This is a genomic window from Pseudoalteromonas sp. HL-AS2 (assembly GCF_031198805.1).
In the GTDB taxonomy this organism is placed as follows: Bacteria; Pseudomonadota; Gammaproteobacteria; order Enterobacterales; family Alteromonadaceae; genus Pseudoalteromonas; species Pseudoalteromonas nigrifaciens.
Genome location: NZ_CP133571.1, coordinates 1,204,168 through 1,220,232, shown reverse-complemented (window position 1 = coordinate 1,220,232; position 16,065 = coordinate 1,204,168). Strand labels below are relative to the sequence as shown.

The window sequence follows — 16,065 nt, the reverse complement described above, 5'->3', positions numbered from 1 at the left end:
ATGTAGGTAAGGGGCGTGAGCAGGACGCGGAAGCTTTGCTCGGTTTTTACTTAGCCCACTAGGTTACAAACCTCGCGCCGTGATTAAATCGCCCCTAGTTTGAACAAATTTCAATCCGCAAAGGTCAACAGACCCTAGTATTTATACGTAGTTATTACCTATTTATATGGGCAATAACCACGCTACCTAAGCTAATTAAACTGTATTATCTCAAGTCCGGCAGTTATTGTACCGTCATCTTCTTTGCTGGCGCGTATCACCTTAGCCGTTGCGTCTAAAGGCGCAATACTCGGATGAGTTGAGTCTATATGTACCAATAAAATAGTGTTTGGCTCAAGTAACTCATCTAAATGCAACGACAACCCAGTTGCACTCAAATCTACACATTCTGCATTATAATTTAAGCCAGCAATCGGCTCTATTGTGGTTAGCTTTGCTGGTGTATTGATCTGCATACGTCGAAAATTTCGCTTATCATCTGTAAACATAATTTTTCCTATACTATTTTATTAATTTGCTCTAACAACAGTGGTACAGAAAACGGCTTAACCACATAAGCATCACAGCCCGCGTCAAACCCAGCTTGCTTTTCAAGCGGTGACTCCAGCCCTGACACCATAACAATAGGGATGTTTTTTGTCTCAGGTGTATGTTTAAGCATTCTACACGTATCGTAACCATCCAGCCCTGGCATACATACATCAAGTAAAATAATATCGGGCGGATTAGCAATAGCAGAGGCTAAACAGCTTGTTCCAGAATCGGCATAATTAACATCAAACTTTGCGCTAAGTGCTGCTTTGAGTATTTCATAATTAAAATACTCGTCATCTACCACTAGTAGTTGTTGTACTTTATGTTCTATTGATGAGGACATGGCTATGTCGTTTCCTTCTCAAAACAAAAAATAAGTTCTACTATTAAGTACTTAAGCTTAATAGTAGATACACCTTTTACTCTATTTCTTTTATTGCATTTAACACACGTTTCGCCGAAATTGGATACGGAGTACCCAAGGTCTGTGCAAATAAAGACACTCTCAGCTCTTGCTGCATCCAAAAGATAGCTTCTACCTCTTTTGGAATTGGCATCCCTTTAGGGGTTTTGTTTGCTTGCTTTTTATACTCTTGAGCCACTTTATCAAGCTCAAGTACACATAATCTATCGCGATTTGGATCTATGGGTAACTTTTCTAAACGTTTTTGAATCGCTTTTAAATAACGGATTAAGTCACTTAGCTTAGTTGCCCCATGTTGGCTTACAAAGCCTTTAAAAACAAGAGACTCTAATTGCGATTTAATATCTCCATGCGCAGTGATCATGGTTAAATCTACCCGTCCTTTCATTTTTTTATGTAAGGCATGGGCTATACTTAACACTTGCTCTACTTGCGTGGCAATTTCAACTACAGCGTCACCAAGCTCACCACGTATATGCTCTTTTACATTTTCAAACGCGTCGCTGGTGCGAATGTCACCGTACTTTAATAATAAGCTATCAACACCGGCGGCAATGCAGTCATCAATTAAATCGGCTATTTTACCAAAAGGATTAAAATACAATCCAAGCTTAGCCTTATTTGGTAAGTTTTGCTGCAAATACTTTATTGGTGAAGGCACATTTAATAATACTAATCGGCGCAGCCCTTGTTGATGGGCAACCTGTGCTTTTACTTCGTTATCGAAAAGCTCAATAGCAGCAGTTGATTTTTTATCCACCAGCGCCGGATACGCTTTAATTTCGTATTGGCCTTGTTTTTTTACATATGAATTAGGTAGCTCGCCAAAATCCCACTGCGTTAAGTCTGCTTTTTCTATGCCTTTATCGGCTACTTTGGATAATGTTTGCGTTACTTCGCCTTGTAGCTGCGCTTTAAGTTTGGCTAAATCTAGGCCACGCGCGAGTAACTTATCGTTATCGCCACGTACTTCAAACTGCAAACGTAAATGCGCTGCCAAGGCACTTAAATCCCAGGCATCAGGGTCAACTCGCACCCCTGTCATTTTTAATAGTCGATTACTAAGTGCGTCAATTAAACTCCCCTGCAATGGCTCAATAGCCGCCAAAACAGCATCGGCATAGTTAGGCGCAGGTACAAAATTACGGCGCAGTGACTTAGGCAATGATTTAATTAAACCACTTATTAACTCATGTCGAAACGCAGGTATATGCCAGTCAAAGCCGCTTTCTTGCACTTGGTTTAATAGCGCAACCGGTATTTGTACCGCCACACCATCAACCGCTTGACCGGGATCGAAATGATACGCTAAAGGTAAAATTAAATTATCTTGCTGCCAAGTATCTGGGTAGTCAAACTCGGTAATACTGCTTGCACCATGCTGCATTAAGTCATCGCGGCTCATTTGCAAATAGTGTTTATTTTGTTGTTTTTGCGTTTTATACCATTTTAAAAATGCTGCACGATTATTAATTTCTTTTGGAATTTTTTTATCGTAAAACTCAAATAAAGTTTGCTCATCAACTAAAATATCGCGCCTGCGTGACTTGTTTTCAAGCACTTGAATATCTTCAATCAGCTCGCGGTTAAACTCTAAAAAGCTTTCGTTTAACCCCAGTTCTTGCTCAACTAATGCGGTGCGAATAAACAGCTCACGGCTCACTTTAGGATCAATATTGCTATACACGCAGCGGCGCTTATTGACGATTAGCAGGCCATATAAGGTTTGTTGCTCAAAGGCGATTACCGCACCGGGTTTTTTCTCCCAATGTGGCTCTGTATAACTGCGCTTAACCAAATGCTGCGCCAGTGGCTCAACCCAGTTAATGTCTATTTTGGCGTTAGTGCGGGCATATAATTTACTGGTTTCTACCAGCTCTGCCGACATTAGCCATTTTGGGCTCTTTTTAAATAACCCCGACCCCGGAAAAATATGAAACTGGCTATTACGCGCGCCTTTATAAATTTGTTTTTCATCTTTAAAGCCAATATGGCTAAGCATACCGCTCAGTAATGCTTTGTGAACTTGCTCACCGTCGGCAGCATTCGATGTGGCTTTCATACCCATTTCGTTGCATACGGTACTTATTTGATAAACAATATCTTGCCACTCACGAAGGCGCATATAAGCGAGGAAGTCTTTTTGGCAGAGTTTTCTAAACTGGCTATTAGTCAGTTCGCTTTGTTGCTCTTCTAAATAATTCCACAAGTTTAAAAATGCAATAAAGTCTGAATCAGGATCATCAAAACGGCCGTGTTTTTCGTTTGCCGCAGCACGTTTTTCTTGCGGGCGCTCACGGGGGTCTTGAATAGACAGTGCCGCCACTATAATAATTACTTCACGTAGCGCACCGAGCTTATGTGCGGTTAACACCATTTTAGCTAAACGCGGATCGACCGGTAAACGGCTTAATTCTCGGCCTGACTGGGTAAGCGCTGTTTTGTCGTTACGTTTAGTGGGATGTACTGCTTGGAGTTCCTCAAGCAAGGTTAAACCATCGCTAATATTACGACTATCTGGGGCTTGCACAAACGGAAACTGCGCCATGTCGCCTAAACCCAGCGCTAGCATTTGTAAAATAACCGAAGCTAAGTTAGTACGTAGTATTTCAGGATCGGTAAACTCTGGGCGCGATAAAAAGTCATCCTCAGCGTATAAACGAATACAAATACCCGCCTCTACGCGGCCACAACGTCCCATTCGCTGATTTGCACTGGCTTGCGATATTGGCTCTATAGGCAGGCGCTGTACCTTGGTGCGGTAACTATAACGGCTAATACGCGCCGTACCCGGATCAATTACATAACGAATCCCCGGTACGGTTAACGATGTTTCGGCCACGTTGGTCGATAAAATAATATGGCGGCGCGAGTGCGGTGCAAATATACGGTTTTGCTCGGCGTTTGATAGTCGCGAATAAAGCGGTAATATATCAGTGTGTTTTAAATTACGTTTACTGAGAGCATCGGCGGTATCGCGTATTTCACGCTCACCATTTAAAAATATTAAAATGTCGCCAGGGCCTTCTGCACACAGTTCATCTACAGCATCAAAAATACCTTGCAGTTGGTCGCCTTCGGCTTCCATATCCTCTTTATTTATCTCAGTAACTGGGTTGTAACGTACATCAACCGGGAAGGTTCGCCCTGATACTTCTATAATTGGCGCATCATCAAAGTGCTTTGAAAAACGCTCTGGATCGATCGTTGCTGAGGTAATTATTATTTTTAAATCGGGGCGCTTAGGGAGTAAGTTTTTTAAATAACCTAAAATAAAGTCAATGTTTAAGCTACGTTCGTGCGCTTCATCAATAATAATGGTGTCGTATTGATTTAAAAATCGATCTTGTTGAATTTCGGCAAGTAAAATCCCGTCGGTCATTAGTTTAATATAGGTATTATTCGAGACCTGATCACTAAAGCGTATTTTAAAACCAACTTGTTGGCCAAGTTCACACTGCATTTCTTCTGCAATACGATTAGCCACCGTTCGTGCTGCTAGTCGCCTTGGTTGGGTGTGGCCAATTAAGCCATCAACCCCACGCCCTAGCTCTAAACACATTTTAGGAATTTGCGTGGTTTTACCTGAACCGGTTTCACCTGCAATAATAACCACTTGGTTATTAGCAATGGCGTTTTTAATCACATCCTTTTTTTGACTCACCGGTAATTGCTCTGGGTAAGTCACTTTAGGCAGAGCCGCTAAACGCTGCGCGCGCAGTGCTTGGCTACGGGTAATGTCGGCCGCTATTTTTTCAAGCGCGTTGGCATGCTTATTCTCATCGGTTATTTTTTTTACGCCATGTAAGCGTTTTTTAAAAATGAATTGATCTTTTTTCAAGCACGTCTTTAGCTCGCCAAACAACTGACCTAGGTTTACCACCCGCATACCTTATAAAATTAGTAAAAGAGCCGCAATTGTAGCAAATTAAATGGCTGGGGTTAATCCTACAAAGTGCATAACGCTTAGTAGTTTGTTATATAAGCCACCAGCCAAACAAATAAAGCGCTTATTCGCCTTTAAAAATGCCTACATAAGTGGCTTGGGTATTTGATTTACTGGCTCTGTACATACCTGAGGTATTAAACGGCAAACTAATATTACCTTTAGTATCCACTATAATAACACCGCCCGTACCGCCTATTGGTGCAAGTACCCCATTAATCACTTCGTCCCCTGCTTGCGTTATGGTTTTACCTTGGTATTTAACGCGCGCACAAATATCGCTGGCTACATTGTAACGAATAAAATACTCACCATGGCCGGTAGCCGATACCGCACACGATTCATTTTCCGCAAACGTTCCTGCACCAATTACCGGCGCATCACCAATACGGCCATAGCGTTTGGCGGTCATACCGCCGGTTGATGTACCAGCTGCTAAATTGCCATTTTTATCCAGTGCTACCGCACCAACCGTGCCCATTTTATAGTTATTTGGCAAGGCTTTATGCGCCGCTTGATAGTCTTTACTGGTTGCTTTGGCTTTATCTAATTTTTGCTTTGCTTTTAATAATGCTTTATAGCGGTGCTCGGTATCAAATAAGTTATTTTCGATTAAGGGAATACCTTGCTCTTTAGCAAATTCTTCAGCGCCTTGCCCACTGAGCATGACGTGTACTGAATTATCCATAACCAAACGTGCTAAATTAATTGGGCTCTCTACATGCTTAACACCTGCAACTGCGCCCGCCTGACGATTACGACCATCCATAATTGATGCATCGAGCTCATGGCTGCCATCGTAAGTATAAACCGCGCCACGCCCTGCATTAAAATAAGTAGACTGCTCCATCACTTGAATCGCTGCCGTTATGGCATCTAAGCTTTCGCCGCCTTGCTCAAGTACTTTATAACCGGCCTCTACCGCTTGGGTTAATTTAGCACGATAAGCTTGCTCTTCTTTTGGCGTAAATTTACTTTTTTCAATCGTGCCCGCACCGCCATGAATGGCAATAGCAAAAGGTACTTCTGCGCTTAAGGCGTTATTGCTTACGCTAATAAAACTAGTGGCGATAAGCGCCATTAAAAGTGATTTTTTCATAATGAGCTCTTATAAACTTCAGTGAAACCAATGTGGATGGTCGCTAACTATTTATCAAGTAAAGTAAGTTTAAACACATAAAAAAAGCGCCCAAAGGCGCTTTTTTTTGCTGGTTTAAATTATTACGCTTGTTGCGCTTTTAAACGAGCTAAACGTGCTACTTGATGCGTAGACGTTAAAAAAGAATAAATTGGTGCTAAATAACCACGTTTACGTAGCTCTAAAAAGTCAGCATCACTTAATTCATTAAGTTTTTTCTCATCGATAAGGTAAATACCGTTGATGTCTTTTTTCTCGCCTTTAATATCAACTGTTAGCGTTTGCGCTACTAAAAGCTCTTTATCGGCTAAAAACTTCGTAAAAGCATCTGTGATCTGTGAAAACTCAATAAACGATACTAATGCTTCTTTACGACGCTTTAAGTAGTCAGTTTCTTCGCCGTTTTCAAACAACGCATTACCTTCTTCTTCGCCAACTAATGGGCTCGCTTCGTCAATAACAATACCGTATTGATCTTGATCTGGGTGTTTTACTAAACCTAGTGGGTAGCGCGTCGTAGCCATTGGTGCAAATGCTGCCGTCCACTTATCGCCTTCAACAAACAAGTTTTCGCCTGGCTCAAGGCCAAACATAGCAACTGCTTGAAAAGTGCCTGTTTCGTTATTTTTAACGAAAGACATTGGAAATTCATTCGCTATACGCGCAAATTCATGTGCAACTACTGGCACTAAATGTTGCGTTTTCATAAATTCTACATTGATGCCGTTTTTAATTTTAGTATTGGCATGTTTTTCGTTGTGTAAAGGCTGTACTTGTTGCTCCGCCATGTTACTGCTCCGTTTATTTTTAATTTGTATGTTTCTTTGTTAATACCTTTAGGCTAATGCTTTTGAGCAAAAAAAGGAAGGGAAACTTTTATGACAACCGTTTTGATAAAATAAAATTTAAATAAATCTGCACCTTGCCAAAAAACGTACACATAACAAGGGTTAAATCTGCTTAAAAATCACACACAGTAAGGCTATTTAACATACAGGCTTGTTTTTAATGTTAACCTGTTTTAACAAAATCACGTTACTAACCACGTTATTTTGGATGATAATTGCACAAATAAAAAGGCAGCTAGTTATAGCTGCCTTTTTATTTGTTCATTCGCACTCATTTTAAATTACGGCGCCCAATAAACCTCAATATTAATACTTGGGTGATTTAGCACTGCGCGCAGTGGCATGTCGTTTACATCCCCACCCGCTTTGGCTTGCTTATACACAGCGAGTTTTTCATCACCGCTAATAAGTAGCTTAACCACTTTAGATTGCGCTATCGCGTTTAACGTAAGTGTCATACGCTCAGTTATACTGCCAGTTACATCACTTTCAATGGCATTAATTGCACACACCAGTTGATCCGAGTTTAGGCCTATTTCTAAACCCTCTGCATGTGGGAATAATGACGCAGTATGACCATCTGGCCCCATACCTAAAATAGTCACATCATACGGGCGTTTTAACGCAGCATAAGCAGCTTCACACACTGCAGTGCCTTGCTGCGCTGTCTCGGCGCTATTTTTCATCGTGACAAAGTTAGCCGCAGCACCATAGTTTTGTAATAACGTGCTGTTAATAAATGCTTCGTTACTTTTTTCGTGGCTAGCATCTACCCAACGCTCGTCAACCATAGCAACATCAACATGCTGCCAATTTAAATCAAGGGTTGATAAATGCTTATACGCCGCAGCAGGGGATGAACCGCCCGATACCATTAATACTGCACGGCCATCATTGCTTATGCCATCACGTAATGATTGTTCAAGTGTTGCTGACAGCTCTGCTGTAAGCGCCTCTTTACTATCAAAAAACTTTTCAATTATTGTTGCCATTATGCTCCCTTATCACCGGTGTTAAACCATACATGGTTGTTCTCTGCTAATAATTCGTCAGCATCTTCTGGGCCCCAGCTACCTGCACGATAAAGCGCCGGTTTGCCTTTTTCTTGCCAGCGGTCGATGATTGGATCAATCCACTTCCATGCTTGGCGTACTTCATCACGATGGATAAATAACGAAGGATTATTAGCGGCTGCATCTAGCATTAAGCGCTTGTAGGCATCTGAGTGAAAACCATTGCTATAGGCTTGTGAAAGCTCAATATTCATCGTTACTGGCTCAAGCTGCATTTCAAGGTTATCTAAGCGTTTAGACATCAATGTTAGCTGAATAGTTTCCTCTGGTTGTAGGCGAATCACCAAGCGGTTTGGCTCTATTTCGCCTACGCTGTCTTCGTATACATTGTGTGATACTTTTTTATATTGCACTACTATTTCAGCACAGCGTTTAGCCATGCGTTTACCAGTGCGCAAATAAAATGGCACACCTGCCCAACGCCAGTTATCAATATGCGCTCGAATACCTACAAAGGTTTCGGTTTTACTTGAACCTTCATTAAGCTCTTCTAAGTAACCTGGTACAATTTTACCGTTTAGATCACCTGGTACATATTGGCCACGAATAATATTTTTATCTACGTCGCTGCCAATAAGTGGACGCAGCGCTTCTAATACTTTGAGCTTTTCGTTGCGAATACTATTGGCATTAAGTTTATGGGGTGATTCCATTGCTACTAAACATAACAGTTGTAACAAGTGGTTTTGAACCATATCACGCAGCGCACCGGCTTTGTCGTAAAAGCCTGCACGGGTTTCAAGGCCCACAGTTTCTGAAATGCTAATTTGAATATTATCGATTGATTTAGCATCCCACATGTTTTCAAACAACGAGTTTGAAAAACGCAGTGCCATTAAGTTTTGAACAGTTTCTTTACCTAAGTAATGATCAATTCGGAAAATTTGCTCTTCGCTAAAATACTCTGCGATTTTTCCATTGATAGCCTCAGCAGATTCACCACAATAACCAATAGGCTTTTCAACCACTACACGTGAAGTAGGCGTTATTAAGTTTTTAACAGATAATATTTCACAGCAAGTGCCGTACACAGCAGGTGGTAGTGATAAATAAAATACGCGAGATTTAGTGCTGTCGTGCTCATCTAAAATACCTTTTAGCACATCCCAGTTATCGTCAGGGGCTGTTACATTGCTAACAACAGGTACTAAAAAAGTAGCAAAGGCTTTCCAATCTTTAGCATTAAACTCATCCTTTGCTAAAAACTCTTTTAAGGCTTTGTGTGCTGTTTCTATGTACTCAGCACGTTGGGTTTCTTCGCGTACCGTTGGCAAAATACGTGAGCCTTCAGGTAAATTACCTTCTTGATATGCTCGATACATTGCAGGTAGTAATTTGCGTAACGCAAGGTCACCACCGCCCCCAAAAATTATAATATCAAAAGGATTAAGCATAGTTACTCTCTACGTTTGTGCTACCTGGCACTACCCGTTAGGTAATCAGATATAGCGGTTTATTGCTTGAATGATGTCGGTTTTTATAAATATGTTTGCACAAAAACCTGCTTTGTTATGCTGTGATGATGATGTTTTTTATTTAACCACACTGCTGGCTATTTATTTTTAATTTTATCATCTGCGCTTAAAAATGGGCCTTAGGGAACTGTAATTCCTCTCACAAAAATACAGTCCCTAAGTACACCAGCGCTACCCGTTCAAAGGTATTTGGTTGCTTATGTTACTAAGCTAAATTTTTACTGCGTACGATGTTGCTTATAATACGCCATTAAACCATTAGTTGAACTATCATGAGCATATTTAACGCGCTCATCAACTAACTCTGCTTCTATTTTTGATGCTAATCCTTTACCTAGCTCAACACCCCATTGATCAAATGAGCAAATTTCTAAAATAATGCCTTGGCAAAAAATCTTATGCTCATACAACGCAATTAAGCGCCCTACCGTTTTAGCGTCTACGCTATCTAGTAACATAGAGGTAGTTGGGCGGTTGCCTTGATGAATTTTGTGCTTTAGTAACTCATCTATTTGTGCCTGAGATTTACCCTTAGCGGTTAAATCTGCGGTGATCTCTTGCTCATCTACGCCATTCATTAGTGCTTCTGTTTGCGCAAAAAAGTTCGATAATAAAATATCGTGATGTTTATCAACGTTTACTTGCGGCTTAATTGAGGCAATAAAATCAGCCGGTACAATAACATTACCTTGATGCAAACATTGGTAAAATGCGTGTTGCCCGTTAATCCCGGTCATACCCCAAATAATTGGCACTGTTGTATAAGGCACAGTTTCACCCGCAAAGTTAACATGCTTGCCGTTACTTTCCATTTCGCCTTGTTGTAAGTACGCAGGCAACATGTGCAGCGCTTGGTCATAAGGTAAAATAGCTTGCGAGGTATAACCTAAAAAGCTGGTATTCCACACACTTAATAATGCCATAATAAGCGGAATATTTTGCTCTAGTGGTGCGTTTTTAAAGTGCTCATCAACTTCGTACGCACCCTCTAAAATTGCTTCAAAAGCGTCATATCCTGCATATAATGCAATCGGTAAACCAATAGCGCTCCATAATGAAAAGCGACCACCAACCCAATCCCACATCGTAAATACGTTGTCGTTACTAATGCCAAACTCGGCTGTTTTTTCTAAATTAGTGCTCACCGCAACAAAATGCTTAGCAATAGCGGCGTTATCTTTAGCTGTTTGTAAAAACCAATCAACCGCTGTTTTAGCGTTGGTCATTGTCTCTGACGTGGTAAACGTTTTTGATGCAATAACAAACAAGGTTGTTTCAGCATCAATATTTTTTAATACCGAGGCAATTTGTACTCCGTCAGCATTCGACACATAATGTACATTTAAGGTATCGTCACTTAATGCTTTTAATGCTTCGGTTGCCATTTGCGGGCCAAGGTTTGAACCACCTACACCTATACTTACTACATCTTTTACTGGCTTACCACTGTAGCCTAACCACTTACCACTGCGTACTTTTTCAACAAACAGTTTAATTTTAGCAAGTTCGTTATCAACCAACTCAGTTACATTTTCACCATCAACAATAAGTGGCGTATGAGCGCGGTTACGTAATGCTGTGTGTAACACTGCTCGGTTTTCGGTGATATTAATTTTTTCACCATTAAACATTTTTTCACGCCAAGCGCTAATGTCACACTCTTTAGCTAATGCAATTAACTGCGTAAAAACATCTTTATCAATACGTTGTTTTGAGTAATCAAATAATAATCCAGGGATTTGCGTAGAAAACTGAGAAAAACGCGCGTCATCTTTAGCAAATAAATCCCTAAGATGGCTTTGTTTCATCTTGGTTGCACTTTTTTCAAGCGCTTGCCAACTTGCTAATTGCGAACGGTTAGTCATGTAAACATCCCCTAAAATATTAATCTATTGATTTAAATGTATTTATTATATAAAACTTAGTTAATTAACATATATAGCAAAGTTAAAAATGAGCTGTTTTTATATTTTATGCTGTGAATGATAACGTAATTTTTTGCTTTTGACACCGGTATCATAAAATTAATATATTAATTTAACAACCCATTCAGAGGCGACTCAGTTAGCTTAATTTGGCAAATAAATAAAAAGGCCGACAAATGCCGGCCTTAATTATATTTATTTGCTAACTAATTTTAACTTCCCAGTGCCAAACCGCCATTTAAATTATAAACCGAGGTATAACCTAGCTCAATTAAATTAGCTGCTGCCAACTTTGAGCGGTTACCACTGCGGCACACTAAAATATATTGATTATTTTTATCTAGCTGCTGCTCTACTATTGCGTTTGCCATACGACTAAGCGGAATATTTAAGGTTTTAGCTGTAGCAACATTTAACAGCGATGAAATGTTATTAGCGCCATGCTCATAGGGTTCGCGCGTATCAATTAAATATACATTGCCGTGGCTGAGCATTTCTTTTGCCTGTGAATAACTCAATTGCTGTGTATTTGTATCTGGTTGCGCATTTACATAACCACAAAGCTGGTTGTTATTATCTGTTTGTTTTTGCTCATCGTGCTGCTGCTTTTTAGCAGCAAATTCATCTTTCGTTATTTGCTTAGATAATAATGCGCTCAATAAAGGAGTTTGCTGTTGTTGCACCGCCCAGTTCATAGCAAAACACTGTTGGTAATCGTGTCCTGAGCAAATAACCGCCTCTGGGGTTAACTGCTGCGCTAATAATATTAACGAGTCAGCCATTTGCTCTGCACTACCACCAAGCAAATGAGTATTACCCAGCCCCGCTGGTAAAATGAGATCACCACAAAAACAATAGCGAACCTCACCCGAGGCTTCTTTTAATAAGTAACTCACACTGTCTTGGCTATGCCCAGGTGTGGCAAGTTTTTCTAGGCGTTGCCCATTTAAATTAATCACCGTTTGGTTAACTGGCCAACCCAATTGATCAACCTCTCCTGCTACTAAACGTGCTGCTAACACACTGCGTAATAGGGTAATTGCACTATTACGCTCTTGGTGAGCATGGGTGTCTAAAATAGCGGCTATGGTTAAATTTTGCGTATTGGCTATTTTTTCAAAGCGCGGTATTAACTCTATAATAGGGTCGATGATCACCGCTTGGTTGTTGCTATTAACATATAACCAGCTGCACGCGCCTTGGTGCCTAAATTGGGTTAAGCCTAGTGCACATAATTCCTGCGTAGGTGTAGCGCTGTCAGATACTACCAGGCAATTTGCTTGTAATACTTGTTTAAGGGCGCGAATTCGCTCACAGGCATGGTCAATATCTTGTTGCGTGGCGGCAGGTCCAAACGATAAACGTATGGCGTTTTCACTTTGCCACTGGCTTGCACCCATTGCATCTAGTACAAAACTTTGTGAAGCACCAGTACTACACGCAGAGCCGCCGCTCACGCGTATGCCGGCAGCATCAAATAAATCAATAACTTCTTTACTGGTTAAGTCGTTAACCGCAAAATTAAGCGTGGTGGGCACTGAGTATGCAAAATCATGGTTAAAGGTAATGGCACCAAATGTATCGCTTATTGCATTGTGTAATTGGCTGCGATATTGCGCAAGCACAGCACTTGATTTAAACGTGCCATCGGTTTTATCTAATAACAAACTAAATAACTTATTAAGTCCTGCAATACCAGGGAGATTTTCAGTACCTGAGCGCATACCACTTTCTTGCCCGCCACCGGCTATAAATGCCGTATAAGCACTGCCTTGACGAATATATAATAAGCCAATGCCTTTGGGAGCGTAGAGTTTATGGCCCGAAAACGGTGCGTAATCTATTGTTGTTTCGCTCAACATAAGCTGCTGCTTACCTAATGCTTGAACGCAATCGACCATCCAAGACACGCTGCTATTGCGATTACGAATAACCTGCTCTATTGCCGCTAGATCTTGGTATACACCGGTTTCATTATTAACCGCCATAGTGCAAATCATCAGCGCATCATCAATATGCTGAGCAATAAAATCTAAGTCTAAAATACCGTTACTATCAACCGGAATAGCAAGTACTTGAGCGTTAATCTCTAGCACTTGATTCCAATGTTTTAGGGTATTTGGTACTGCTTTGTGCTCTGTAGCGCCATAAAGTAACACCGGATTTTTTTTATTATGGGTTTTAGCATTTATCAGCGTAGACACTACAGCCGTTTGAATACCTTCGGTTGCCCCTGAGGTAAATAAAATATCACCATTATTAGCGCCAATTACCGCGCGTGCTTTTTGTCGAGTTTGCTCCAATAAGTGCTTAGCTTGAATACCCGTTATGTGTGGGCTAGAAGGATTACCAAAACAGGTTTGCATTGCATGGCACACCACATCAACTATGCATGGCAACACAGGGGTCGTTGCATTTGCATCAAGGTAAACTTGTTTTACTGGCTCATCGGGTAATAAATACTCAGACATTAAAAAACGCACCTTATTACTAATAAATATATCTTATACCAATATTACATAGTTTTGGCTGCAATAGATAATAATCAATTAGTTTTAAAGATGCGTTTTCTATGCTTTTTTATACTTAAAGCGGTGTTAACTTTTAGCTCAGCTCTTTAATGATTTCTTCTTGAGTAGATGACCACGCATTGATCAGCGCTTTGACTAATGACGCCAGTGGAATGGCAAAAAATACGCCCCAAAAACCCCACAAGCCACCAAAAAACAATACCGCTACAATAATAAATACCGGATTTAAATCAACCGCTTCAGAGAACAATAAAGGCACTAGTACATTGCCATCAAGCGCTTGAATAATACCGTAAATAATTAAAATGGTCCAAAATTGGGTTTCAATTCCAAACTGAAACAACGCCACTGCCGCCACCGGAATGGTTACCAATGCCGCACCCACAAAAGGGATCAACACCGAAAAGCCCACTAATACTCCCAATAACGCAGCATAGCGTAAATCAAGTACCGTAAAGGCAATAAACGACACCGAGCCAACAATCAGTATTTCAAACACTTTACCGCGAATGTAGTTCATTATTTGCTGATTCATTTCATTCCACACCTGCATTATTAAGCGTCGTTGTTGCGGAATAAGTTTAGCAATACTGTGGCTAAGCTCTAGTTTGTCTTTAAGCATAAAAAACACTAACAAGGGCACTAAAATTAAGTAAATTAACCACGCAACCGCATCTTTTAAAGACGTGAGCGACACCGACAGCACTACTTGACCAAATTCAATTACTTTAGTCTCTACTGTTAATACAATTGTTTGTACTTGTTCTGCAGTAATTAAACTAGGGTACTGCGCAGGCAAGGCCAATAAAAACGATTTTCCTTGCTCTACCATATGCGGTGTTTCTTGAAATAAATTACTGGTTTGCTGCCACAGCACAGGGCCAATAACTAAAATAAGTGTCAGCATAATACCTGTAAATATAAGCATAACAATTACTGTAGCGGTAAAACGCCTTAACCCAAAACGCTCTAAGTGCAGTACCGGCCAATCGAGTAAATAGGCAATAATAAGTGCCACCAATACCGGCACTATCAAAGATCCAATAAAATATAATAAGGCTACTAACGCCAATAATAAAAATAATAAAGTAACTGAATGAGGATCAGAAAACTTTTTTTCGTACCACGCTTTTATATATTCAAACACGTAATGGCTCCACTAATAACATTCCTTGGCGCTTATTTAAGGTATAACAATATGCATGCTTTTGTAAAAATCGTTCAATGTCGTTTATATTTTCTGCATTATTAAAACTAAAAGTAATACTTTGTTGTAACGACACGGCTTTACGCAGCCCAAGTTTAAATTGAATAAACTGCTGTGGGCATTTATAAGCTGATAAATTTTGCTCTAGCATACTCGTTTCACCTTGAGTTCACATCAATAATAAGTCCCATAGTCACCACCTAAAAATGTATTAAGTGTGAACATGCATAACTTTTCCTTAAAACAACCTCGGCAATAGTTTATCCTTAGGGCATAATTAGCAGTAAGGATAGGTTAATGCCTGGCACGCATAATAAAGCGCAATTACCCAGTAATCCAACACTCAAAGAGATTAATTGGTATAAAAAACAAATAAATTGGGGCGAATTACCACCTTTTTATCACCTTGTTGCCTCATCGGTCAGCGAAGCTGAAGGTATTTTAGAACATGGGTTTGATAATGCAGTAAAAAGCCTTTTAGACAAACGTAATTGGAACCTTGATCTACTTGACGGCTACGAAACCGAACTAGGCGAAATTCAATGTAATAAAAAGCCACGCATTGCACTGCATCAAGTATTTACCGATCGTGGTTTTGAGCTTTGGGCTCAACCGTACGCTAAAGATGTTATTATTGATCAATACGTTAAAAATAATCGTTTTATGGAATTTAAAGTATGGGATCCACTTTCCATGAAGTGCTTAATTAGAATAAATCAATTACATACATTTATTGGCTTTTATTTTGAACGTGGAGACAAAGCCGATAAAGCTATTATTTTACACGCACACAAGGTAGTGCATAAAATTATTACTTTTTTACAAATACAATTGAACGTAGTAAAGCTAGATGGGGTCACAATAAAAGCGCTTTATCAATTATGTGAAAAAGACAGCCGTGCATGCAGTGACGAAATAAACATTGCCAAAATTGCTCTTGGTGAACCAATTAACAGGGAATAAA

12 protein-coding genes are annotated in these 16,065 nt (G+C 40.2%); 1 reads left to right on the top strand and 11 read right to left on the bottom strand.

All coding sequences use genetic code 11. The features are described 5' to 3' along the window. Nucleotides 1-191: 191 nt before the first annotated feature. The 11 genes from RB215_RS05870 to RB215_RS05820 all read right to left on the bottom strand — a co-directional run bounded on the left by RB215_RS05870 (nucleotide 192) and on the right by RB215_RS05820 (nucleotide 15,252). Nucleotides 192-488, bottom strand: coding sequence for a PilZ domain-containing protein (locus RB215_RS05870; protein ID WP_086998101.1), 297 nt, complete (start codon nucleotides 486-488; stop codon nucleotides 192-194). An 8-nt stretch (nucleotides 489-496) separates the two neighbouring features. Further along, entirely contained in the window at nucleotides 497-877 is a 381-nt protein-coding gene (locus tag RB215_RS05865) for a two-component system response regulator (RefSeq protein WP_058373030.1), read from the bottom strand. Nucleotides 878-953: 76 nt separating this feature from the next. After that, entirely contained in the window at nucleotides 954-4,841 is a 3,888-nt protein-coding gene (gene hrpA, locus RB215_RS05860) for an ATP-dependent RNA helicase HrpA (RefSeq protein WP_182676876.1), read from the bottom strand. A 127-nt stretch (nucleotides 4,842-4,968) separates the two neighbouring features. Further along, nucleotides 4,969-6,003, bottom strand: a complete 1,035-nt coding sequence (locus RB215_RS05855; protein ID WP_089368012.1) for an isoaspartyl peptidase/L-asparaginase family protein — start codon at nucleotides 6,001-6,003, stop codon at nucleotides 4,969-4,971. Nucleotides 6,004-6,125: 122 nt separating this feature from the next. Continuing rightward, nucleotides 6,126-6,830 (bottom strand): SapC family protein, encoded by a 705-nt coding sequence (locus RB215_RS05850; protein WP_011327828.1) that lies wholly within the window; start codon nucleotides 6,828-6,830, stop codon nucleotides 6,126-6,128. Between the two features lie 341 nt (nucleotides 6,831-7,171). Further along, nucleotides 7,172-7,882, bottom strand: coding sequence for a 6-phosphogluconolactonase (gene pgl / locus RB215_RS05845; RefSeq protein ID WP_182676874.1), 711 nt, complete (start codon nucleotides 7,880-7,882; stop codon nucleotides 7,172-7,174). Continuing rightward, a complete protein-coding gene (gene zwf / locus RB215_RS05840) occupies nucleotides 7,882-9,357 on the bottom strand; it encodes a glucose-6-phosphate dehydrogenase (protein WP_011327826.1) in 1,476 nt (491 codons plus the stop codon). The genes pgl and zwf overlap by 1 nt, the downstream gene beginning before the upstream one ends. 299 nt (nucleotides 9,358-9,656) lie before the next feature. Next, nucleotides 9,657-11,303, bottom strand: coding sequence for a glucose-6-phosphate isomerase (gene pgi / locus RB215_RS05835; RefSeq protein ID WP_011327825.1), 1,647 nt, complete (start codon nucleotides 11,301-11,303; stop codon nucleotides 9,657-9,659). 272 nt (nucleotides 11,304-11,575) lie between these two features. Further along, nucleotides 11,576-13,834, bottom strand: a complete 2,259-nt coding sequence (locus tag RB215_RS05830; RefSeq protein ID WP_182676870.1) for an aminotransferase class V-fold PLP-dependent enzyme — start codon at nucleotides 13,832-13,834, stop codon at nucleotides 11,576-11,578. Nucleotides 13,835-13,967: 133 nt separating this feature from the next. After that, entirely contained in the window at nucleotides 13,968-15,041 is a 1,074-nt protein-coding gene (locus tag RB215_RS05825; protein ID WP_011327823.1) for an AI-2E family transporter, read from the bottom strand. Then, a complete protein-coding gene (locus tag RB215_RS05820) occupies nucleotides 15,034-15,252 on the bottom strand; it encodes a hypothetical protein (RefSeq protein WP_011327822.1) in 219 nt (72 codons plus the stop codon). Before RB215_RS05820 ends, RB215_RS05825 begins: the two co-directional genes overlap by 8 nt. Before the next feature lie 146 nt (nucleotides 15,253-15,398). On the opposite strand from RB215_RS05820, the gene RB215_RS05815 reads away from it, so the two are divergent. Continuing rightward, entirely contained in the window at nucleotides 15,399-16,064 is a 666-nt protein-coding gene (locus RB215_RS05815; protein WP_089368010.1) for a hypothetical protein, read from the top strand. Nucleotide 16,065 lies beyond the last annotated feature (1 nt).